Origin of the sequence: Pseudomonas sp. WS 5503 (genome assembly GCF_012985385.1) — a bacterium.
In the GTDB taxonomy this organism is placed as follows: domain Bacteria; phylum Pseudomonadota; class Gammaproteobacteria; order Pseudomonadales; family Pseudomonadaceae; genus Aquipseudomonas; species Aquipseudomonas paracarnis.
The window spans coordinates 51,332-71,268 of the sequence record NZ_JAAQWI010000007.1 but is presented as its reverse complement, the minus strand read 5'-3'; the positions used below and the strand labels follow the sequence as shown (position 1 = coordinate 71,268).

General features: G+C 62.3%; 18 protein-coding genes. 6 read left to right on the top strand and 12 right to left on the bottom strand.

Going from position 1 to position 19,937, the window contains the following annotated elements:
• Positions 1 to 9: 9 nt before the first annotated feature.
• On the bottom strand, positions 10 to 1,179 hold the full coding sequence (locus tag HBO10_RS18340; protein WP_034128200.1) for a p-hydroxyphenylacetate 3-hydroxylase oxygenase component: 1,170 nt from the start codon (positions 1,177 to 1,179) through the stop codon (positions 10 to 12).
• A 235-nt stretch (positions 1,180 to 1,414) separates the two neighbouring features.
• On the opposite strand from HBO10_RS18340, the gene HBO10_RS18335 reads away from it, so the two are divergent.
• On the top strand, positions 1,415 to 2,902 hold the full coding sequence (locus HBO10_RS18335; protein ID WP_034128201.1) for an aldehyde dehydrogenase family protein: 1,488 nt from the start codon (positions 1,415 to 1,417) through the stop codon (positions 2,900 to 2,902).
• 319 nt (positions 2,903 to 3,221) lie between these two features.
• On the opposite strand, the gene HBO10_RS18330 is transcribed toward HBO10_RS18335, so the two are convergent.
• The 4 genes from HBO10_RS18330 to HBO10_RS18315 form a co-directional block, all read right to left on the bottom strand.
• Positions 3,222 to 4,154, bottom strand: coding sequence for a pyridoxamine 5'-phosphate oxidase family protein (locus tag HBO10_RS18330; protein ID WP_034128202.1), 933 nt, complete (start codon positions 4,152 to 4,154; stop codon positions 3,222 to 3,224).
• A 79-nt stretch (positions 4,155 to 4,233) separates the two neighbouring features.
• A complete protein-coding gene (locus tag HBO10_RS18325; protein ID WP_169922048.1) occupies positions 4,234 to 5,118 on the bottom strand; it encodes a LysR family transcriptional regulator in 885 nt (294 codons plus the stop codon).
• The gene (locus HBO10_RS18320; protein ID WP_034128204.1) at positions 5,118 to 6,038 is read right to left on the bottom strand and encodes a LysR family transcriptional regulator; all 921 of its coding nucleotides are present in this window, start codon (positions 6,036 to 6,038) and stop codon (positions 5,118 to 5,120) included. The genes HBO10_RS18325 and HBO10_RS18320 overlap by 1 nt, the downstream gene beginning before the upstream one ends.
• Before the next feature lie 169 nt (positions 6,039 to 6,207).
• Entirely contained in the window at positions 6,208 to 6,840 is a 633-nt protein-coding gene (locus HBO10_RS18315; protein WP_034128205.1) for a glutathione S-transferase, read from the bottom strand.
• A gap of 216 nt (positions 6,841 to 7,056) precedes the next feature.
• On the opposite strand from HBO10_RS18315, the gene HBO10_RS18310 reads away from it, so the two are divergent.
• Positions 7,057 to 8,133, top strand: coding sequence for an aldo/keto reductase (locus HBO10_RS18310; protein WP_054898365.1), 1,077 nt, complete (start codon positions 7,057 to 7,059; stop codon positions 8,131 to 8,133).
• A 342-nt stretch (positions 8,134 to 8,475) separates the two neighbouring features.
• Positions 8,476 to 9,681 carry a DUF1835 domain-containing protein gene (locus HBO10_RS18305; RefSeq protein WP_034128207.1) on the top strand — a complete coding sequence of 402 codons (1,206 nt, stop codon included), beginning with the start codon at positions 8,476 to 8,478 and terminating at the stop codon, positions 9,679 to 9,681.
• 3 nt (positions 9,682 to 9,684) lie between these two features.
• On the opposite strand, the gene HBO10_RS18300 is transcribed toward HBO10_RS18305, so the two are convergent.
• Positions 9,685 to 10,104 (bottom strand): chemotaxis protein CheY, encoded by a 420-nt coding sequence (locus HBO10_RS18300; protein WP_034128208.1) that lies wholly within the window; start codon positions 10,102 to 10,104, stop codon positions 9,685 to 9,687.
• Positions 10,105 to 10,276: 172 nt separating this feature from the next.
• Between HBO10_RS18300 and HBO10_RS18295 the strand changes: the two genes are divergently transcribed.
• The 3 genes from HBO10_RS18295 (at position 10,277) to HBO10_RS18285 (ending at position 12,422) form a co-directional block, all read left to right on the top strand.
• A complete protein-coding gene (locus HBO10_RS18295; RefSeq protein ID WP_034128209.1) occupies positions 10,277 to 11,113 on the top strand; it encodes an HAD family acid phosphatase in 837 nt (278 codons plus the stop codon).
• A 93-nt stretch (positions 11,114 to 11,206) separates the two neighbouring features.
• Entirely contained in the window at positions 11,207 to 11,764 is a 558-nt protein-coding gene (locus tag HBO10_RS18290) for a helix-turn-helix transcriptional regulator (protein WP_034128210.1), read from the top strand.
• 85 nt (positions 11,765 to 11,849) lie between these two features.
• Positions 11,850 to 12,422 (top strand): HD domain-containing protein, encoded by a 573-nt coding sequence (locus tag HBO10_RS18285; protein WP_034128211.1) that lies wholly within the window; start codon positions 11,850 to 11,852, stop codon positions 12,420 to 12,422.
• A 9-nt stretch (positions 12,423 to 12,431) separates the two neighbouring features.
• On the opposite strand, the gene HBO10_RS18280 is transcribed toward HBO10_RS18285, so the two are convergent.
• From HBO10_RS18280 to HBO10_RS18255, 6 genes are read right to left on the bottom strand one after another with little or no spacing between them, the layout of a single operon-like run.
• Complete coding sequence (locus HBO10_RS18280; protein ID WP_072446228.1) at positions 12,432 to 12,854, bottom strand: RidA family protein; 423 nt, start codon at positions 12,852 to 12,854, stop codon at positions 12,432 to 12,434.
• A gap of 11 nt (positions 12,855 to 12,865) precedes the next feature.
• Positions 12,866 to 14,449 carry an FAD-dependent oxidoreductase gene (locus tag HBO10_RS18275; RefSeq protein ID WP_034128213.1) on the bottom strand — a complete coding sequence of 528 codons (1,584 nt, stop codon included), beginning with the start codon at positions 14,447 to 14,449 and terminating at the stop codon, positions 12,866 to 12,868.
• 10 nt (positions 14,450 to 14,459) lie between these two features.
• On the bottom strand, positions 14,460 to 15,383 hold the full coding sequence (locus HBO10_RS18270) for an ABC transporter substrate-binding protein (protein ID WP_034128214.1): 924 nt from the start codon (positions 15,381 to 15,383) through the stop codon (positions 14,460 to 14,462).
• Positions 15,384 to 15,401: 18 nt separating this feature from the next.
• Complete coding sequence (locus HBO10_RS18265; RefSeq protein WP_034128215.1) at positions 15,402 to 16,175, bottom strand: amino acid ABC transporter ATP-binding protein; 774 nt, start codon at positions 16,173 to 16,175, stop codon at positions 15,402 to 15,404.
• The gene (locus HBO10_RS18260; protein ID WP_034128216.1) at positions 16,168 to 17,139 is read right to left on the bottom strand and encodes an amino acid ABC transporter permease; all 972 of its coding nucleotides are present in this window, start codon (positions 17,137 to 17,139) and stop codon (positions 16,168 to 16,170) included. Before HBO10_RS18260 ends, HBO10_RS18265 begins: the two co-directional genes overlap by 8 nt.
• Positions 17,140 to 17,158: 19 nt before the next feature.
• On the bottom strand, positions 17,159 to 19,552 hold the full coding sequence (locus HBO10_RS18255; protein WP_034128278.1) for a TonB-dependent receptor: 2,394 nt from the start codon (positions 19,550 to 19,552) through the stop codon (positions 17,159 to 17,161).
• Positions 19,553 to 19,937 lie beyond the last annotated feature (385 nt).

Genomic DNA, 19,937 nt, shown 5'->3' with positions numbered 1-19,937 from the left:
AAAACGCAGCTACACCATGCTCGGGTCGGGTTCCAGGCCCATCAGCTCACGGCCAAGGATCTGCGCGCACACGTCATAGTCGGTGTAGGCATGCGCGCCCGTCATGTGAGCATCGCGGAACAGGCGCTGCATTTCGTTGTGTTCGAACCAGGCATTGCCACCGGCGGCGGCGAACAGCCGGTCTACCGCTTCGATGCACATCTTGGTGGCGTAAGCCTGGTTGGTGCGCCAGAACGCCAGGGTTTCTCGCGCTGGGTAGCGGTGGGCGGCGCTGTGTTCGGCGTGGTCTTGCCAGGTCTTCTCCAAAAACGCCCGAGCAGCGGCCACCTGGTGGGTGGACTCGGCCAGGCGCATCAGCGCCGGGGTCGCTGCGCCGACGGCGGCACCGGTATAGGCGCGCACACGGTTTTTGGTTTTTTCGCGGAACACCTCCAGCATGCGCTCGGCCACGCCGAGGCTGACGGTGGAAAAACCACTGGCGAAATACGGCCGGTACGGCGCGTAGAAAATCTGGCTGTCTGGGTAGAGACCAAAGCCTGCAGACTTGCCCTCCATCATGTCCTTGGCCTTCTGGATCCGGTGCTCAGGCACCCAGGCGTTGTCGATGATCAGGGTCTTGGTGCCGCTGCCTTTCATACCGGCCGCGAACCAGTCATCGCGGATCTGATAGTCACTGCGCGGCAGCACGGCAAAGCAGTAATCCTGGGTCCCTTCGGTATTCTGGCGACGGCAGCCGACAATCGCCCACTCGCCATGGTCACAGCCGCTGCTCCAGCCCATCTCGCCACTGAAGTACACGCCGCCCTCGCCCTCGGTCACCCGACCGAACGGCGCAATACTGCTGCTGGCCGTGGCATCCGGGTTGGCGCCCCAGATCTCCTCCTGCAACTGCGCCGAGAACAGCGCCAGTTGATGGCTATGGGTACACAACAAACTCATGGCCCAGGCGGTGCTGGCGCAACTGCCGGCGAGCAAGGCGATGCAGTCGGCGAATTCGGGCAGCGACAGTTCCAGGCCACCGAATGCCTTGGGCTGGAAGGCGCGGTGCAGGCCGATGCTTTTGAGCAGCGCGATATTCTCATCCGGCACTTGGCGCAGCTGTTCGGCACGGCTGGCGTTCGCGGCAATGGCAGGCAGAAGAGGCTTGAGGTCTTCGAGGAGCGGGTTTGGCTTTTTCATGGACGGCCCTGCTTATTATTGGAAGTCCGGCAGGCGCTCCGAATCGTGGAACGGCGCGGGATGCAGGGCCAGTATCAAACGGGTCGTGCAGGCGGGAAATGCACGTTCGGCAGGCAAGCTTGTACTTTTCACAAGCACGGCAGGCACAGACATAAAAGCTGGCAGGCACAGTCAAGCCGCTTATCAGTGCGTTGGTTAACCTCGGGGTTTCTTTGTGAACTGCCAGGAACCTGCCATGAGCGATATCCCGTTGCTGCCTCAAGTGGAAGCCTTTTTGCGTCGCCGCCATGGGCTGTTTATCGACGGCGCCAGTGTGCACAGCCACACCGACGCACGCCTGAGCGTGACCAACCCCGCCACCGGCCAGGTGATCGCCGACGTGGCCGATGCTGACCTGGCGGATATCGACGCTGCGGTCGCTTCTGCCAACCGTGGTTTTCAGCTGTGGTCCCAGGCTGCGCCCGCCATCCGTGGCAACGTGCTGCTGAAACTGGCCGACCTGCTGGAACAGCACCGCGAAGAACTCGCGCAGATCGAAACCTGCCAGTCAGGCAAGATCATCCAGATTTCCCGCGCCTTTGAGGTCGACCAGGCCGCGCACTTCCTGCGCTACTACGCAGGCTGGGCCACCAAGCTCAGCGGCCAGACCCTCACGCCCTCCCTGCCTTCGTTCAATGGCGAGCGTTACACCGCCTTCACCTTGCGCGAACCGGTGGGCGTGGTGGTGGGCATTGTGCCGTGGAATTTCTCGACCATGATCGCCATCTGGAAGCTGGCCTCGGCGCTGGTGACCGGCTGCAGCATCATCATCAAGCCCAGCGAATTCACGCCGCTGACCCTGTTGCGCATCGCCGAACTGGCCATCGACGCCGGCTTGCCGGCGGGGGTGCTCAACGTGCTGACCGGCGGCGGCCATGTCGGCAAGGGGCTGGTGGAACACCCCGGCACGCACAAGGTGTCCTTCACCGGTTCAGTACCCACCGGTATTGCAGTAGGCCGCAGTGCCATGGGCGCCGGGCTGACCCGCGCGACCCTGGAACTGGGTGGCAAGAACGCCGCCGGCTTCCTGCCGGATATGGATGTAGACAAGGCTGTGGGCGGCATCATCGAAGCCGGTTTCTTGCACTCCGGGCAGATCTGCGCGGCGGCCGAGCGCTTCTTCGTGCACCGCTCACAAATCGACGCCGTGCTGGAAAAACTCACCGCGCGCCTGAGCCGCCTGAACATCGGCTCGCCCCTGGACGAACGCACCGAATTCGGCCCGGTGACCCATCAGCAGCACCAGCAAAAACTGCTCGGCTACTTCAACCAGGCCCGCGCCGAAAACAACACGATCATCTACGGCGGCCACCTTATCGACCGCCCCGGCTGCTACGTCGAACCCACCGTAATCCTTGCCAACCACCTGCACGACCCCCTGCTCAACGAAGAAACCTTCGGCCCCATCGCCACCTTCCTGCCCTACGACGACGAAGACGAACTGCTGGCGCTGATGAACCACGGGCCCTACGGGTTGAGTGCCAGCCTATGGACCAACGACCTGGGCAAGGCCCTGCGCATGATCCCGGCCATCAAGGCGGGGACTCTGTGGGTGAACATGCACACCTTGCTCGACCCGGCAGTACCGTTTGGTGGTAGCCGGTCTTCGGGGTTAGGGCGGGAGTTTGGTGGTGCGTTTATTGAGGATTACACCGAGCTTAAATCGGTGATAGTTCGGTACTGAGCCTATTCACCGGCTGCGAAAAGCCTGCGCCACATTCGCTCCTACATGGGGTATTCAGCGTACCCGAACTGGCGTGGTTATCGGACCGCTCTTACACAAGGTAGATGAAGCGCTGAACCGAGAATGCCCGGTGGCCTGATGAAAACGCGCAAACCCCACAGGCAATGACAGTTCCCTGTGGGAGCCGTCGAGCTTTAGCGAGGCCGCGATAGCGGTGGGTCAGGCAACGAATAGGTTGACCGTGCCGCCGCCATCGCAGCCTCGCTGGGGCTCGACAGCTCCCACACTGGATAGGCTGCGCCTGGGAGAGTGCGCCAGGCTACCAAGTACCCATCGCCAGGCTGTGCGGCGAAAACTCCGCGAATTGCCACCGCAACGCCAATGCTGCCGGGCGGCGGACCACATGTTCCACCGTTACCGTCCACAGGCGCTGCGCGCCTTCGAACTCAGCCACTTGCGGCCCGCTCAGGATCAACGAAGTACGCCCGGCCACTTGCAGCACGTCGCCGGTCTCAAAATCAACAAACAACAACCCCGCCACCGGGTTGGCGTGCAGGTTGCCGAGGGTGTTGAAGAACAGGTTGCCGGCAAAATCCGGGATAGTCAGTACGTTGCCTTCCACGCGCACAAATCCCGTATTGCCGCCTCGGTGGGAGACGTCCACCGAGCGTTCGCCGTGCTGGTCGATGTAGCTGGCGACGAAGAAGGTGTCGGCGTGGCGGATCAGTGCTTGTGCGGCGTCGTCCAGGCGGCAGCTGCGCTCGGCCAGGTTGCCGGGTTTGCGTGCAATGCCAGCGACGGGCCGCAGTTGGATGTACTTGGGGCAATTGCCGAAGGTGTGCACTACGTCCACCGCAAAGCCCTCATCCTCAAGCGATCCGATCCGGCCATTCATGCGATTGCGGCGGCGGGTGTTGAGGTCGATGCCCAGCAGGCCGATCGCCGCGCCATCCGTTATCCCAGTCCAGGCGGGATCGCTTTTGGCGGGCAGGCTGTCGATCTGCAGCGTGTGTGGGTCCGGTGAATGCGCAAACCCTGGAGCGCCTTCCAGCATCGTTGCCCAGGGGATGCCTTGTTCGTCCACCACACCCGCGATCAAGTACGGCAGCAGCGGATAAAAATCGCGGTGCTGCTCAGGCAAATGATCACGAATGACCTTGGGCCCGATCATGGCCATGCGTTCAGAGACGCCGGCACTTTCCTGCATGTGTCGTTCGCCGACATGCCAAGGGGTTGCTTCAATCGAGTGCATGGCGCTCACCTCCGGTTAGATACGAGCATGCTGCGCCCAGGCCGTAATGGAGAGAATGCCCACCCAGGGCAATCCACTATTACGCCAACTGAAACGCCGGATGCTCGCGCAACGCGGTGACGCAGTAGTCGACAAAGCTGCGCACGCGCATCGACGCATGACGGCCTTCGCGGTAGACCACATGCACCGGCTGCGGCGGCAACTCGAAGGTAGGCAACAGGCGCTGCAACTGGCCGCTCGCCAGGTGTTCGTGCAGTGGGTAACTCAAGGCTCGAATCACGCCCGCCCCCTGCACCGCTGCATTGATCGCGCCTTGGACAGTGGCGCAACGCAGCCGGGCGCGAGCCTTGAGGGTGTAATGCGGGAAATCCCAGTGCACCGGGTCGGCGCTGGCAATCAGATGATGCTGCTTGAGTTCAGCCGGATGCCGGGGTTCGCCCCGGGTCGCCAAGTAAGCGGGGCTGGCACATACGACAGTGCGCACCTGCCCGACTTGCCGCGCAATGAGTGACGAGTTGGGCAATTCGCCGACCAGCACCGCCACGTCCAGCCCTTCTACGTGCAGGTTAGGGAAATAGTCGTGGTAATGCGCGATGACACGCACCGCTGGGTAGCGATCCGCATAACCGGCCAACAGCGGCGCCATGACATAGCGGCTGAACAGTAACGGCAGAAATATCCGCAGGTCGCCCTGGGCCTGCACATGCAAACCGTTGGCCGAGGCCTCGGCCGCGTCCACCGCTGCCAGCAGGCGCACGCAGTCGGCAAGGTAAGCCTGGCCTGCATAGGTCAGGTTGACACCGCGTGTACTACGTTGCAGCAACACCACGCGCAGGCGTGCCTCCAGGCGCGCAACTGCACGTACCAGCGTCGGCCCGGAAACCTGCGCATGACGTGCCGCCGACGCCAGGCTGGGTTGCCCGGCCAGCGCGGCAAACAGCTGCATATCGCGATAACGCTCCATCAGGCACGCTGCTTGGTCGCGGCGTTCAGGGCCGGGTCCTGCCCGAGGCGATGGCTGAGGAAATCCACAAACGTATTGACCTTGGCCGGTACTCGGCCGTTTTGCTGGAACACCACGTGGATCGGCAGCGGCGCCGGTTCGAAATCCTCCAGTACCAGTTCCAGTTCCCCCGCCGCCACCGCTGCCGCGACTTGATAAGACAGCACCCGCGTCATGCCCCACCCCAGGCGGGCCAGCTTGATCGCGGCATTGTTGGCGGTGACAACCAGGCGTGGCTCGATGGGTACCTTCAGCGGCTGGCCGGCGTCAACGAATGTCCACTCACTGACCAGTTGGCTGGACGATGAGGTGACGAGCTTGGCCTCACGCAACTGCTCGGGGCGCTGGGGGCGCCCGTGTTGGTCAAGATAAGCCGGCGATGCGCACACCACCCGGCGTACTTCGCCGACCTTGATCGCTTGCTGCCCGGATTGCTGCAGGTGGCCGATACGCACCGCCACGTCAACACCTTCGTCGGTCATATTGACCACCCTATCGACCAGCAAGGCGTTGATACTCACCAACGGAAAACGGTCCAGATAATCCCCCAGTACCGGCGCCACATACAGCTCGCCAAACAGTACCGGTGCGGTCACCGTCAACTGGCCGCCCGGGATGGAGTAGCTGCCCGCCGCCGCTTCCTCGGCTTCGTCCAGCTCGGCAAGGATGCGTCGGCAATCGTCCAGGTAACGCTGGCCGGCTTCGGTCAAGTGCAGGCTGCGGGTGGTGCGCGCCAGCAACTGCGTGCCGATGCGTTGTTCCATGGCGGCAATGGCGCGGGTCACGCTGGGCGGCGACGTGTTCAGGCGCCGGGCGGCAGCAGCGAAGCCCTCCTCCTCGGCCACGGCCAGGAACACCTGCATTTCATGAAATCGATCCATCTTTACGCCTTCTGATTATGTGTCCCTGTGGCGAGGGAGCTTGCTCCCGCTGGGGCGCGCAGCGGCCCTGAAAGCTGCCAGCGCGGTTTGGCTGAATAAATACGGCAGCCTTGTTGGGGCTGCTGCGCAGCCCAGCGGGAGCAAGCTCCCTCGCCACAGGTGTTGGGCTTCAACTCGATTGCAAACCGACAGCCGTGCGCGGCATGCCGACAAAACCCGGCAGTGCTTCGATGCTGGCGAGCCAGGCGCGTACCTCAGGGTAGTCGGCCAGGGACACATTGCCTTCCGGCGCATGGGCCACGTAGGTGTAGAAAGCGATATCGGCAATGCTGGGCTGCTCACTGGCGAGGAAACGGCTCTGGTTCAGTTGCTGTTCCATCACGCTCAGCAAGGCATGGGCACGGTTGATTGCACTGACAGTGTCCACCTCGGCGCCAAACACCGTGGCCAAGCGCGCCGTGGCAGGCCCAGCATGGAGTGGGCCGGCGGCGGCCGAGAGCCAACGCTGCACCCGGGCTTGCCCGACAGGGTCGCTCGGCAGCCATTCGCCCCGGCCATAGGTGCTTGCCAGATAAATCAGGATCGCATTGGAGTCGGCCAGTACCGTGCCGCCGTCATCAATCACCGGCACCTGGCCAAAGCTGTTCAGGGTGGTGAGGAACTCAGGCGTTTTATGCGCACCTTGCTTGAGGTCCACCAGGATAAATTCACTCGCCAGCCCCAGCAGGGACAACATCAGTTCGACCCGGTGGGAATGGCCGGACAGGGGGAAACCATAGAGTTTGATCGCAGGCTGGGTCATGACAGGCTCCAAATGAGTGGGTATCGACGCCAGGGATGTTCTACCACTGCCATGTCTGGCGGAATGACCAGGATTCACAATCCAGCATTTCATCCAGCGAAACAATCCCTCGTGCACGTCGCAGCCAAGCCTGGCGCGAGGATTTCATGAAAAAATTCAAACTATCGCCGCCCCCATCGTTCACACCTTCACGTGCAACGTTAAGTAGGAGGCAACATGCAGTACCGACAACTGGGTCATTCCGGCCTGCTGGTATCGGAAATCATCCTGGGCACCGTGCCCTTTGGCGGTCGCGCAGAGTTTGAAAAATGCGGTGCGGTGGACGTGCCCCTGGCCAAGCGCATGTTCGATATGGCGTTCGACGCCGGGGTGAACATGGTCGACACCGCCGACCTCTATTCCCACGGCCTGGCCGAAGAAGTGGTGGGCAAGGCGCTGGGCGACAAGCGCAACGACATTCTGCTGGCCACCAAGGGCCGCAGCCCGGTAGACGACAACCCCAACAACTCCGGCTCGTCGCGCTACCACTTGATCCGCGCCTGCGAAGCCAGCCTCAAGCGCTTGGGCACCGACCACATCGACTTGTACCAACTGCACAACTGGGACGGCATGACGCCAATCGAAGAGACCCTGGAAGCCCTGCGCCTGTTGGTCGGCTCGGGCAAGATCCGCTACTTCGGCACCAGCAACTTCACCGCCTGGCAGATGATGAAAACCCTGGGCAAGGCTGAACTGCACGGCATGCTCAAGCCGATTACCCAGCAGATCTACTACACCCCGGAATCCCGCGAGGCCGAGTACGAGTTGCTGCCGTTGGCCCTGGACCAGCAGGTTGGCACTTTGGTATGGGGCCCGATGGGCGAAGGCTTGCTGACCGGCACGACCCGACGCGGGCACAAGCCGCCCGCCAATACCCGCCAGGGCAGCGGTTGGCCGGAACCCTACGTCCACGACCAGGAGCGTGCGCTGGACATTATCGAGACCCTCGCCGCCGTCGGTGATGAACACGGCGTCTCGGTCGCCCGCACCTGCCTGGCCTGGCTCAAGGATCGCCCGGGGATCACCTCGCTGATTATCGGCGCCCGTACGGAAGCACACCTGCGCGATAACCTGGCGGCCACCGAGCTGAAACTCACCGAAGAGCAGTCGGCGCGCATCGAAGCCGTCACTCGCCGTCAGCCGTTGTACCCCTACTGGCACCGCTTCACTGCCGGGATTGATCGTTTTGATCCAGCGGAGCAACCCTTCCTGGCCGAGCATCAAAAAACCCTGGATGCGCGCCAGGACAAATAAAACAGCACCTGCCCCAATGTCGATGAATTAAGCGAACGCAATGCACGAAGATTCAATGTGGGAGCTGGCTTGCCTGCGAAAGCGGTGGTGCAGTAACAGATGCAGCGACTGACCTACCGCTTTCGCAAGCCCGCTCCCACACGGGAACTGCGCTTGACAGAGTGGCATTGGGGCAAGCCCACATTTTCAGGGTTGCACCGAACGGCAATGCTGCCTATATTTCCCGCCTGGCGCTCTCTACGCCACCTTCCGCGGAAAGGGCTGCGCCCAAGACATCCCAGCTCCACCACATTTCTACGACTCCCAACCTTGAAGCGGAAAAGGTTTGTGCAAGGAGCTCGTATGTCGCAACGCCCTTTGGCCTCCTCTACCAATGGCCGCCTCAACCTTGAGCAGCAGCGCAAGCGCGCCAAGGAACTGTTGTCGCACCTGAAAAAACTAGACCCCAGCGCCACCTTGGCCCAGGCCCAATGGCAGGTCGCCAGGCAATTGGGTTTTGCCAGTTGGCCCAAGCTCAAGGCGCATATCGATGCCCTGGACTTTGCTGCGCGCCACCCCGGTTTCGAGGCCAGCGACGAGGCACGCACTCACCATTGGCGCTGTGGCAATGACATTGCCCACAGCTTGCTGGTGGCTGGGTTCAAGGGCCGCTTCCAGATGCTCAGCGACCCACTGTGCATGGGCCCCGTACGCAATCTTCCCAGCGCCGAATTCCGCCGCCTGCGCAGCGCTTTTATCAGCCAGACTTTTGCCTTGACCCCTGCTGATGTAAACCTGCGCGTTGACGAGGAATACACCCAATTGGACGCACTGGCCGGCGCCGAACATAGCGTGCTGTGGTGTGAAGCGGACGCCTATGACCAACTGTTCCTGATTCGCGCACTCTCAAGCCTTGAACGCGCGCCAAAAAAGCTTGAGCTGATCGAGGTCGACCGCATACCGGGCGTCGAACGGTTTATCGGCATCGGGCAACTGGCGCCCGACGTGCTTGCCTGGCTGTGGCCTCAGCGACGCTTGATCGACGACGCGGCCGTGCACGTGGCCAAACAAGCCTGGTCGGCTTACTGCGCCCCCTCGCCGATCAAGCTGGCAGAACTGGCCCGTACCGCTCACCCGAGCCTGCCGCTGCTTGCACCGGCGCTACGCCGCCAATTGCAGGAGTTGCCAGGGATTGAGGATGGCCTCTCACTGACCGAGCGCTTGGCGCTGAGGTATATCGCCGAAAGCGGGCCAGTGGCGTTTGCCCGGGTCTTCGCAGAGTTGATGGCCAGGCGCGAACCCCTGCCGTTCCTTGGCGACCTGATGTTTCATGCGCTGATGCGGCCGTTGATCGATGGCGAGCAGCCGTTGCTGGTGGAAACAGAGAGGGATCAACCATGGCCTAAGCGCCCCTTGGCGTTGACGCCACTGGGGCAGGCTGTATTGAACGGCGACGCCAACTGGATGGACCACGTCAGCCATGAGCGTTGGGTCGGCGGTGTGTGCCTCAGGCCTCGGCAGCCCCATTGGCGAATGGGCAATCACCACCTGCCCAGCTGGGGGCGCTGACGCTCAACGCTTGGGTGACATCCCGGCGACACGCGCCATCGCCGCCGGGTCGAGCATTTCCAGGCAACGGCACAGGGAATTGAAATCCGGTGATTGCGACAAGGACAGATGCAAGGTCTGGCTGGCCGACACTGGCACCACCGACCGCTGCGCACACTGCCCGTCATAGATCAGCGCGTGCCGGATCATCGGGTTTTCACGGCAGAACTTCAGCAGGTCGACCTGGCGCGAACGCACCAGCGCGGTGTTGATGATCAACAGGTCGAACATCACGCCGTTCGAGCGCGTCAGCGCCTGCACTTCTTCGAATGAGCTCAAGGGGGCGATACGGTAATAGCCCAACTGGTTGAGCATTTTCTCGATCTTGACCCGCTGCAAATGCTCCCCGTCGGCGATCAGAAAACGTAATGTTTTATTGGACATAGGCAAACCTGGCAGATGGGCAGCGACGACGATCCTTCAACGCTCGCTACATTACCCGCCAAGGGTGAAACCTGGCTTTAAGACGATTCCGAAACGGCAACGAGCCGCGAGCCTCTCAAGTGATTAGACTGGCGTGCAGACCACGCCACCACGTTCTTCGAGACCGAGCCCAATGCGCAACCTGTTCTTCGTCAGCCTCTGCTTGCTCACCACCGCCCTCGCGGGCTGCCAGCAACACCCGCCTGCCAACGACCAACTCGACGCCGTGCTCTGGACTCAGACCTCCATCGAGCACGAGTTGATCTACCGCCAGCTCTTCGCCAATGCCACCCGCCAACTGGATGTCGCCCTGGCCGACCCGAGCTGGGACGCCCTGCCCTTTGCCCCACGCAACATGGCCGGCTTGCCCCCGGCCGTGGTGGTGGACATCGACGAAACGCTGCTGGACAACGTGCCGCTCAACGCTCGCGACATCATCAACAATCAGGTCTATTCCTACGATCGCTGGAATACCTGGGTCGAGCAGGCCAAGGCTCAGGCGCTGCCAGGTTCCGTGGCGTTCCTGCAAGCGGCCAGACAAAAAGGTGTCAAGGTGTACTACCTCACCAACCGCGAGCACAGCCAGGTCGCGGCCACCGCCAAAAACCTGCGTTTGCGCGGCTTTCCGATTGAGAGCGACGCACAGATCCTGGCGGCCAGCACCCCCACCGGCCACTGCGAAAGCGCGGGCTACGGCAAGCAGTGCCGCCGCCAGTGGGTCGCCAGCCATGCCCGCGTGCTGTTGATGGCTGGTGACTCGCTGGGAGATTTCGTGCAAGCCGAACACAACACCCTGGATGCACAACGCAAGGCCGTCGAACCCTATGTGAATTGGCTAGGCCAGCGTTGGTTCCTGCTGCCCAACCCGAGCTACGGCAACTGGTATAGCGCGCCGTATGGGGATGATGAGAGCTTGCTGTTTGCGCAAAAACGCAGGCTCAAGCAGCAGGCATTGCTGTTGCAGGAATAGAGAGTAACCATGTGGGCCGTTCATCCCACTCATTTGCACCACCGCCCTCTTGTCATCACACTCGTCATCAACCCGCCAACTCAGGAATCACAGATGCCTCACTCGTTGCTCAAGCCTGCCTTGCCCGGCATTGCGCTGCGGCGGTGGCGTTTGCTGCACCGCATCAAGCAAAGTCATGCGGCGCAGTTGTTCAACGTCACGCAATCGACTATTTCGCGCTGGGAAAGTGGCGTACAAGCGATGGATCCGGCTGCGCATCAGCAGCTAGAGCAACTGTTGGCAGCCCGGCTTGATGCAGCCGCCGATCAGGCATTGGCCCGGCTGGTCAGTGAGAGTTCACAAGCGATGCACCTGGTATGCGACCTGACTCACCGCCTGCTCGCGTGCTCGCCCTCCCGCGCACGCCAGTTCAGCAGCCCGCTCGCCGAGCTTATGGGCCAGTCGTTGTGGCGCTTCGCAACGCCGCAAATCCAACTGATCGAAGCCAGCCTGGAGCACACCGGCTGGCGCGAAACCCAGGCGCCACCGGCTCTTGAGTTCGCCACTGGAAGCAACGATTCCAACCTCGTGCCCATACGCCCCAGCATCTGTCGCTGGACACGCATGACCCTGAGCGATGGCAGCGCAGCACGCCTAGTCGAAACACTATAAAGCCCACCGCGCATACTTTATGCGTGGACGATCTGTGCTCCCGCACCTAGGCTTACCTGCACAACCGACCTTGCGGGGCAGCAGCATGGACATGGAAAAAATCAAAGGCCGTCTCGACTTTCTGCGCGAGGCGGAAAAACTCAAGGATGTGCTCAGAAGCGCCCACACGGCTTCGGGTCGCACTGAAAGCACGGCCGAACACAGTTGGCGCCTGTGTCTGATGGCGATGGTGTTCGCTGATCAATTGCCCGGCCTGGACCTGCTGAAAATCCTCAAGATGTGCGTTATCCACGATTTGGGAGAAGCCATCCACGGCGATGTCCCTGCGGTTAATCAGGTGGCCTTTCCCAACAAGGGCGAACAGGAACGGCGCGATCTGCTGCTCTTGGCGCAGTCCCTGGACAGCCCCCTGAAAGCCGAGATCCTGGCGTTATGGGATGACTACGAGAACGCGCTTTCGCCGGAAGCAAAAGCCGTCAAGGCCATGGACAAACTGGAGACCCTGCTGCAGCACACCCAGGGGCTGAACCCTCCCGATTTCGATTACGCCTTCAACCTGGCCTACGGCAAAAAACACACAGATGCCCAACCCTTGTTCGAAGCGTTGCGGGCACTGATCGATCAAGCGACAGAGCAAAGGCTCCACGCCACAGAGTGACGGGTGTGATCACACCGCCCTGGCCGCAATCGCCTCCACCTCCACCAACGCCCCCGGCAACGGCAACGCCACTACTTGCAACGCGGTGCGCGCCGGTTTGTTTGGCTGTTCGGGCGTGCCAAAGAACTGGGTATAGCCGCGCTGCAACCCGGCAAAATCCAGCTTGCCACCGGTCTCTTCGGCGCCGACCAGAAACACCCGTAACTGCACGATGTCGCCCAGGTCCAGGTCGTGTTGGCGCAAGATCTGGCGCAGTTTGTTGAACACTGAAACGCTCTGCACTTCGGTGTCGCCATACACCCCAGGCACCTTCGGGTCGGCGGGGTCCGGCAGCGTGCCGCTGACAAACACCAGGCTGGCCGAGGCCGGCACGGTGACGGTTTGCGAGATGGGAAATTCGCCGACGCTGGTGCGTTGAATGCTGTCGCTCATGGTGAGGCTCCTCAGGATGCGGCCAACGCCGCGAGTTGGTGTTGTTGGGTGATGCGCTCGGCCAGTTGCGCGACCACATGGCGCGCCGAGTTGGCTGCCGATTCCTGCCAGATACCCACGCCGCTCTGCACCAGGCCGTCGCCGGCGAAGTACACCCGGCCATGGGGCTGTTCAAGCAGGGCGTGGGCCTCGGCGGGGAAGTGTTCGCGTTGCAACCACGGGCCTTCGCTGTAGGGGATCTGCTCCCAGGACACCGCCAGAGGGCTGCGCAAGTGCCTGGAGTAACCTGGATGCAACAGCTCCACGGCTTGCCGGGAAGCGGCGTACTGCTGATTGAGGGGCTGGCCGCCAAACACGTCGGCGCCCTCGCCGGTCACGTAACCGGCCACCAGCACGCCTTCGCGGGTGTTGAGGTCGTTGCTGGGGTACCACAGCAGGCGCGCCGGGTGCTCGATCCACGACAAGCCGCCGTAGGTACGGTAGTCGGTCTCCCAAAAGCGCGGGGATTGCCAGGCCACCTTGGTCGCCTGGTCGCTGCGGGTGCTGAGCAGGGCCGCCTTGACCGGCGCGCTGAAGTTCGTATCGAGCTTGGCCAGCAGGGGCAGCGGCAAGGTGGAGACCAGAAAGTCGGCACGCACCACCTGTTCACGGCCACTGCGCTGGTCGTGGTAAGTCACCGCCACGCCGTCCTCCAGCTGGCGGATCTGCCGCACCTGGGCGCCCAGTTGCACCTGCTCCTGCACCCGTCGGTAGAAGGCCTCGGTGATGCGGTCCATGCCGCCCACTGGCTGGAACATGGTGGCCGAAAACTCCGGGAATTCGGTGTGTAACAGAGCGCCCCAGAGTTCCGGGTGCAGCAAGCGGTCCAACCCCAAGGGTTTATGGCGGGCGGGCAAGGCGCCAGGGTGGGCGGCCGATTCAAGGTGCCCGGAGCGAAGGGTGCCTTCAAAAGCCAGCTCTTGGGACAGGTCACCGTACACCTGCAAAAAACCGAGCAGGCGTGTGCGCTCTTCGCCACTTAATACATCATCGAGAGCGTCGCGTTGCACCGCCTTGGCCAGCAACCCCGACAGATGCCCGCGGGTATCGTTGAGCGCCTGGCCGACACTGAACGCCGCTTGGCTGAGGTCCGGCCGCACCTGGGCGCCATGGCTGCTGTTGACCAGCACTTCCAACGGCACGCCAAGCTCACCGCAATAATCGAGGATCGTGCGGTGCTGGCTGGGGATGCGCGCCGGCCCGGCGTTGAAATACTGGCCTGGGTCAAACCCCACCGTCTGCGAGCGACCGTCCTTATAGTCCACGCGGTCGCCGTTACGCAGGGTCCAGGTGCGGCCACCCACGCGCTCGCGGGCCTCCAGCACCTGCACACTGAAGCCGGCGCGCGTCAACTCCAGCGCAGTGACCAGCCCGGCAATTCCGGCGCCCAGCACCAGAACCCGAGTGCCCTGCCCCAGGTCGTCCTTGAGTTTCAGCGGTTGCGGTCGGCGGTGTGACGATGGGCCCAGACCCAACACCGCCAATGCGTCCTTGACCGCCTTCTCACCGCCGACTGCGGCAATACTCGATAGCGCTTCACGTCGTGTCAGTCCCATGTCGATGCTCCTAGTCCGGCAGGCCCGGTGGGTTGATCAGCGACTTGTCGACGCGCTCGACATCCAGGCCCCAACGTTGCAGCACCTGCTCGTATTGGCCGCCGGCAATCGCACCCTGCAGTGCCGTGTGGATCGGCTGCACCAGGCCGTTGTCCTTGCGCGTGGTCACCGCGATATCCGCCTGCAACGGCCAGCCACCATTGACGGTGCCGACACGCTTGATGCCGCCGGTGATCGCTGCCGAATAGGCATACACCGAGTTCGGCCCGAACAGTGCGTCGCTGCGCCCAGACTGCACCGCCAGTTGTGCGGCGGCCTGGTCGTCGAAGTACTGCAACAACGCAGGTTTGAGGCCGGCTTTCTCATTGGCCTCGTTCCACGCCAGCAGGACTTTTTCCTGGTTGGTGCCGGAGCCGACGATGATCTTCAGCCCGGCAATATCCGCCGCCTGCTTGATCTCACTGATCTTGCTGGTGCTCTTGACGTAAAACCCGAGCACATCCTGGCGGTAGGTGGCGAAGTCGAAACGCTTTTTGCGCGCCTCGGTCACGGTGACGTTGCTGATCACCGCGTCGTATTTGCCCGAGCTGACGCCCAGGGGCCAGTCTTCCCAACTGGTCTGCACGACGTTGAGTTGCAGGCCAAGGCTGTCGGCTACCAATTGGGCGGTGTCCGCCTCGCTGCCGATGGTGGTCTTGTCGTCACTGGCCAGCAGCGCCAGCGGTGGCCCGGCTACACCTGACACGGCCACGGTGAACTTGCCCGGCTGGGCGAACTTGAAGCCAGGCGGGATCTGCGCGATGGCCGCTTCATTGCGTGGCGCATGGATGCGCGGGCGATCGGGGCTGAGGTCGACCTGTTGCACGGCAAATGCGTTGTGGGCAGCGGCCCCGGCAATTGCCAGCAGGACGACACGGGCAGTGGTGATAAACATGGGCAGTCACTCCTTGAACTAAAGCACTTTGCCGAGAAAGGCCTGGGTGCGAGGATGTCGGGGTTGGCGCAGGATCTGTTCGGGCGGGCCTTCTTCGATCAGTTGGCCGTCGCAGAGGAACACCACGTGGTCGGCCACTTCGCGGGCAAAGCCGATCTCATGGGTGACGATCACCAGGGTCACGCCCAGTTGGGTCAGGCCCTTGATCACGTCCAGCACCTCGCCCACCAGTTCCGGGTCGAGGGCCGAGGTGGGCTCGTCGAACAGCAGCACTTTGGGGTCGAGCGCCAAAGCCCGGGCGATGGCGACGCGTTGCTGTTGGCCGCCGGAGAGCTGGCGCGGGTAGGCGTCGGCCTTGTCCGCCAGGCCGACCTTGGCGAGTAATTCATCGGCCTTGTCACGGGCCTGCAGCCGGCTCCAGCGCTTGTGCGCCAGGGGCGCTTCGGCGATGTTTTCCCAGGCGGTGAGGTGGGGAAACAGGTTGAAGTTCTGGAACACGAAGCCCACGTCGATACGGCGCTTGAGAATCTCGCGTTCGGTGAGTTCAAAAAGCAGCTCGCCTTTGCGCCGATATCCGACGTACTCACCGTCGATGGTGATATGCCCGCTGTCGATCTTCTCCAAATGGTTGATGGTGCGCAGCAAGGTGGACTTGCCCGAGCCGGACGGCCCGAGGATCACCGTGACCTTGCCAGGGTCAATGCTCAGGTCGATATGATCGAGTACCTGCTGGTTGCCAAAGCGCTTGCCCACGCCCTGGATCTGAATGCGCCCGGCGCGTGCTTCAGGCATGGGCCTTCTCCTTGAACCAGCGGCGCACGCGCTGCAACGGCGTGGGTGGCAGCGCCCGCGCGGTGCCCCGGGCGAAGTGGCGCTCGACGTAGTACTGGGCGCTGGTGAGCACGGTGGTGATGATCAGGTACCAGACCGTGGCGACGATCAGCAACGGGATCACCGCCTGGGTGCGGTTGTAGATGACCTGCACGGTATAGAACAGCTCGGGCAAGGCCAGCACGTAGACAATCGAGGTGCCCTTGACCAGGCCGATGATTTCATTGAACCCCGACGGCAAGATCGAGCGCAGTGCCTGGGGCAGGATGATCCGGAAGATGCGTCGAGAGGCCGGCAGACCCAAGGCCGCCGCCGCCTCATGCTGGCCGGCATCCACGCCAATCAGCCCACCGCGAATGATCTCCGCCGCGTAGGCCGCCTGCATCAGGCTCAAGCCCAGGACGGCCACGGTAAATTGGCTGAGCACATCCACCGTCGACCACTCGGCGAACACCAGGTCGGTGAACGGCACGCCTAGCACGATGTGGTCGTACAGGTAGGCAAAGTTGTAGAGGATGATCAGCACCAGCAGCGCCGGCATCGACCGGAAAAACCAGATATAGCCCCAGGCCAACGCCGCCAGCAACGGCGAACCCGACAACCGCGCCAGGGCCAGCGCGGTACCCAGCAGGATGCTGAACACTGTGCTCAACAGCGTCAGCAGCAACGTCTGGCCCAACCCGCGCAGCACCGAGGGCGAAAAGAACCACTGGCCGAACACCCCCCATTCCCAGCGCGGGTTGGTGGCCAGGGAGTGCACGATGGCGAGTAATACCAGCGCGGCGAAAATCGACCCGGCCCAGCGCCAGGGGTGCCGGGCCGGCACCACGCGCAACGCCTTGATTGGCGTGGCGGCACGGCGCTGGCGCAGCGGTTGGGCGCTGACTTCATCCAGCAGGTCATAGGGTTTGGCGACAATGGGCATGTTCTTTTCCTCGCAGGCCTCAGAAGGCGTAAGTCAGCCGGGTGTAGTAATACCCACCGGTAAAACCGTAGGGCGAATAGGTGCCGTAGCTGGCAACCATGGTGCTGCTCGGCACCCCTTGTTTCTTGGGATAGAGGTCGAACAGGTTCTTGGCGCCGATGGCAATGTTCAGGTCTTTGGTGAGGCTGTAGCCCAGGTCGAGGTCGGTGATCCAGCGGGCGTTGTAGACCCGGTCCAGGTCACGATTGGCCGATGAGTTCACTTCCTTGTACGAGCCGTAGCGGGTCAGGGCCAGGTTGAGGTTGAAGCGTTCGATACTCCAGTCACCGCCCAGGATCAGCTTGGTGTTGGGTTGCACGCCGGTGATCAGGTTGCGCGCCTGGCGGTCCATCAGGTCGTAGGAGGTACCAAGAATGTGGGTGGATTCCTTGTAGTTGAGGATTTGGGTCTGGTTCCAGTTGAACGCGGCGGTCCACTTCAGCGCGCCGAACGCGCCCAGGTCCTGGTTGTAGCTGCTGACCAGGTCCAGACCCTTGGTGCGGGTGTCGGCGCCGTTGATAAAGTACTGGCCGCCGGAGGTGGAGTTGATGCCGTTGTTCTGCAGCACCTGGGTGACTTCCGGGCCCAGCAAGGTGCCGGTAAGGGTGATACGGTCACGCAGGTTGATCACGTAGGCATCGGCGGTGAAGCTCAGGCGGTCGGTGGGCGTGAGCGTGAAACCAAGGCTGAAGTTGGTGGAGCGCTCGGGCTTCAACGCCTGCGCGCCTAGCGCCTGGGCCGCCGCCGAGCCCACGGGGAGCACGCCATAGTTGATCGACTGATACACCCCATCGACGACGCCATAGGTGGTGGAGCGCGCACTGAACAGACTGTTGGCCAGGGACGGCGCACGAAAGCCATTGCTCACCGTGGCACGCACCGCGAACTGCGGGGTGAAGTCGTAGCGGGTGGTCAGCTTGCCGCTGCGGGTGGCGCCCACGCCCTCGTTGTAATGCTCATAACGCACCGCCGTGCCAACGTACCAGTCCGGCAAGGGGTTGAAACCCACATCCACGTAACCGGCCAGGCTGTTGCGTGACGCGCTGCTTTCTTCGTCCGGTGAAATACCGTTGGTGACCTGTGCCCCGGACGACGCACAGTTACCCGGCGCCACGCAGTAACCGCCATTGGCATAAGACGCGTAATCGCCGGCTTGCACCTCGTAAGTGTCGCGCCGATGCTCGAAGCCATAGGACAGGTCCAAGGGCTTTTGCAGTCCGATGTCGAAGCCACGCTTGAAGTCCAGGTTGGTGGTCAGCTCGGTGGAAATCCAGGTACCGGAGGTGAAGCTGTTCGGCGTGGCTTCGCCCAGGGAAGGGTTCTGGTTGTGGGTGGTGCCCTGCTCCGCTTCGTTGCGCCCATAGGTGGTAGACAAGTCCCAGTCCCACTCGCCCACAGTGCCCTTGCCACCAAACGCCGCCTGGAAGTCGTCCTCGTCGATGTACCAGGTCGGGGTGTACCCGGCCGGGTAACCGTTAGGCCCGGTGGTGATGGTGTTGGTGATGGTCGGCAGACGGAAGTTCTGCCCCTGCTCGGCCTTGCGTCGCGAGTAGGTGGTAAAGGAGTAGAGGCTGAGGCTGTCGTCGATCGGCAACTCGGCGTTGTAGCCCAGGGTCAGCAGGTTGGTCTTGGGCGTACCGTAGCCGCCATAGGTGGACTTGCCCGCCAGGCCATAGGCTTGCTCATAGGTGTAGCCGTTGGCGCTGGCCTTGTTGTCATCGTTCTGGCTGCGTGCATCCAGGGCCAGTTGCACGATGCCGCCGTTGCCGATTTCGAAGCCCTTGTTGAGGCTTTGCTGCACGGTCTGTTTCTTGCCGTCGTAGCCAAGGCCCGCGTGGGTCACCGAGGTACCACGGGTGTCAGCCTTGAGGATCACGTTGATCACCCCGGCGATGGCGTCAGACCCGTATTGGGCAGCCGCACCATCGCGCAGCACTTCGACATGGTCGATGGCGCTGATGGGGATCAGGTCCAGGTCAGCCGGCGCCGCGCCGGTGTTGATGCCGTTGATATTCAAGGTGGCACTGGTGTGGCGGCGCTTGCCGTTGACCAGCACCAACACTTCGGCGGCGCTCAAACCCCGCAGGTTCGGTGCCCGGGCAATGCCGCTGGCGTCCCAACCGGTTTTTTCCGGCAGGGTCAGCGAAGGGATCACCGCGCTCAACGCCTCCATCAACCCGGGCTTGCCGGTGTTTTGCAATTGCCGGGCGCTGACCACGTCAATCGGCACCGGGCTGCTGGTGACCGTGCGCTGCTCGGCGCCACGGTTGCCGGTCACAACGACCGTCGACAAGGTGCTGTCATCCTGGGCCTGGGCTGCTGCGGCGAACAGCGACAGGGTCAGGGCAGCAGTAGGTTGCAGAATTTGCTTCATATCCATTCCCAGCTTTTTCCAAATCGCAAAGTCGGGCAGGCACGCGCCTGGCGCGACGTGGCCGGTAGTCAAAGGGGCGATGCGGCTTGGGCTAGGTGTGGGGCAAGCGAGGGGTTTGAAGTGGCAACATACGTTGAGCTCCCGTCCAACGACTCTGCTGCGGCGGGATGATTACCCGATCAGGCGCGCAGAATCTGAATCACGCTGGGTACCATCCGAGGTCAGGGGTAGGCTGTTGGGATCAAACATAACGGAATGGATTTTAAAAATATAATGCTATTTGGGCATAAGCTAATATTCTGTACTTTCATTATTTATAAAAATAATTATTCATAAAAATGATTTTTAATCTGAGCGCGCAGAACGCTCAAAGTGTGGGAGGGGG

Bases quoted from the DNA above. Each gene is read 5' to 3' on its own strand.
- HBO10_RS18285 (WP_034128211.1), top strand. From the start codon at position 11,850: ATGGACATGGAAAAAATCAAAGGCCGTCTCGACTTTCTGCGCGAGGCG.
- HBO10_RS18315 (WP_034128205.1), bottom strand. From the start codon at position 6,840: ATGACCCAGCCTGCGATCAAACTCTATGGTTTCCCCCTGTCCGGCCAT.
- HBO10_RS18270 (WP_034128214.1), bottom strand. From the start codon at position 15,383: ATGTTTATCACCACTGCCCGTGTCGTCCTGCTGGCAATTGCCGGGGCC.
- HBO10_RS18320 (WP_034128204.1), bottom strand. From the start codon at position 6,038: ATGGATCGATTTCATGAAATGCAGGTGTTCCTGGCCGTGGCCGAGGAG.
- HBO10_RS18310 (WP_054898365.1), top strand. From the start codon at position 7,057: ATGCAGTACCGACAACTGGGTCATTCCGGCCTGCTGGTATCGGAAATC.
- HBO10_RS18325 (WP_169922048.1), bottom strand. From the start codon at position 5,118: ATGGAGCGTTATCGCGATATGCAGCTGTTTGCCGCGCTGGCCGGGCAA.
- HBO10_RS18280 (WP_072446228.1), bottom strand. From the start codon at position 12,854: ATGAGCGACAGCATTCAACGCACCAGCGTCGGCGAATTTCCCATCTCG.
- HBO10_RS18340 (WP_034128200.1), bottom strand. From the start codon at position 1,179: ATGAAAAAGCCAAACCCGCTCCTCGAAGACCTCAAGCCTCTTCTGCCT.
- HBO10_RS18260 (WP_034128216.1), bottom strand. From the start codon at position 17,139: ATGCCCATTGTCGCCAAACCCTATGACCTGCTGGATGAAGTCAGCGCC.
- HBO10_RS18290 (WP_034128210.1), top strand. From the start codon at position 11,207: ATGCCTCACTCGTTGCTCAAGCCTGCCTTGCCCGGCATTGCGCTGCGG.
- HBO10_RS18335 (WP_034128201.1), top strand. From the start codon at position 1,415: ATGAGCGATATCCCGTTGCTGCCTCAAGTGGAAGCCTTTTTGCGTCGC.
- HBO10_RS18300 (WP_034128208.1), bottom strand. From the start codon at position 10,104: ATGTCCAATAAAACATTACGTTTTCTGATCGCCGACGGGGAGCATTTG.
- HBO10_RS18255 (WP_034128278.1), bottom strand. From the start codon at position 19,552: ATGAAGCAAATTCTGCAACCTACTGCTGCCCTGACCCTGTCGCTGTTC.
- HBO10_RS18330 (WP_034128202.1), bottom strand. From the start codon at position 4,154: ATGCACTCGATTGAAGCAACCCCTTGGCATGTCGGCGAACGACACATG.
- HBO10_RS18305 (WP_034128207.1), top strand. From the start codon at position 8,476: ATGTCGCAACGCCCTTTGGCCTCCTCTACCAATGGCCGCCTCAACCTT.
- HBO10_RS18295 (WP_034128209.1), top strand. From the start codon at position 10,277: ATGCGCAACCTGTTCTTCGTCAGCCTCTGCTTGCTCACCACCGCCCTC.
- HBO10_RS18275 (WP_034128213.1), bottom strand. From the start codon at position 14,449: ATGGGACTGACACGACGTGAAGCGCTATCGAGTATTGCCGCAGTCGGC.
- HBO10_RS18265 (WP_034128215.1), bottom strand. From the start codon at position 16,175: ATGCCTGAAGCACGCGCCGGGCGCATTCAGATCCAGGGCGTGGGCAAG.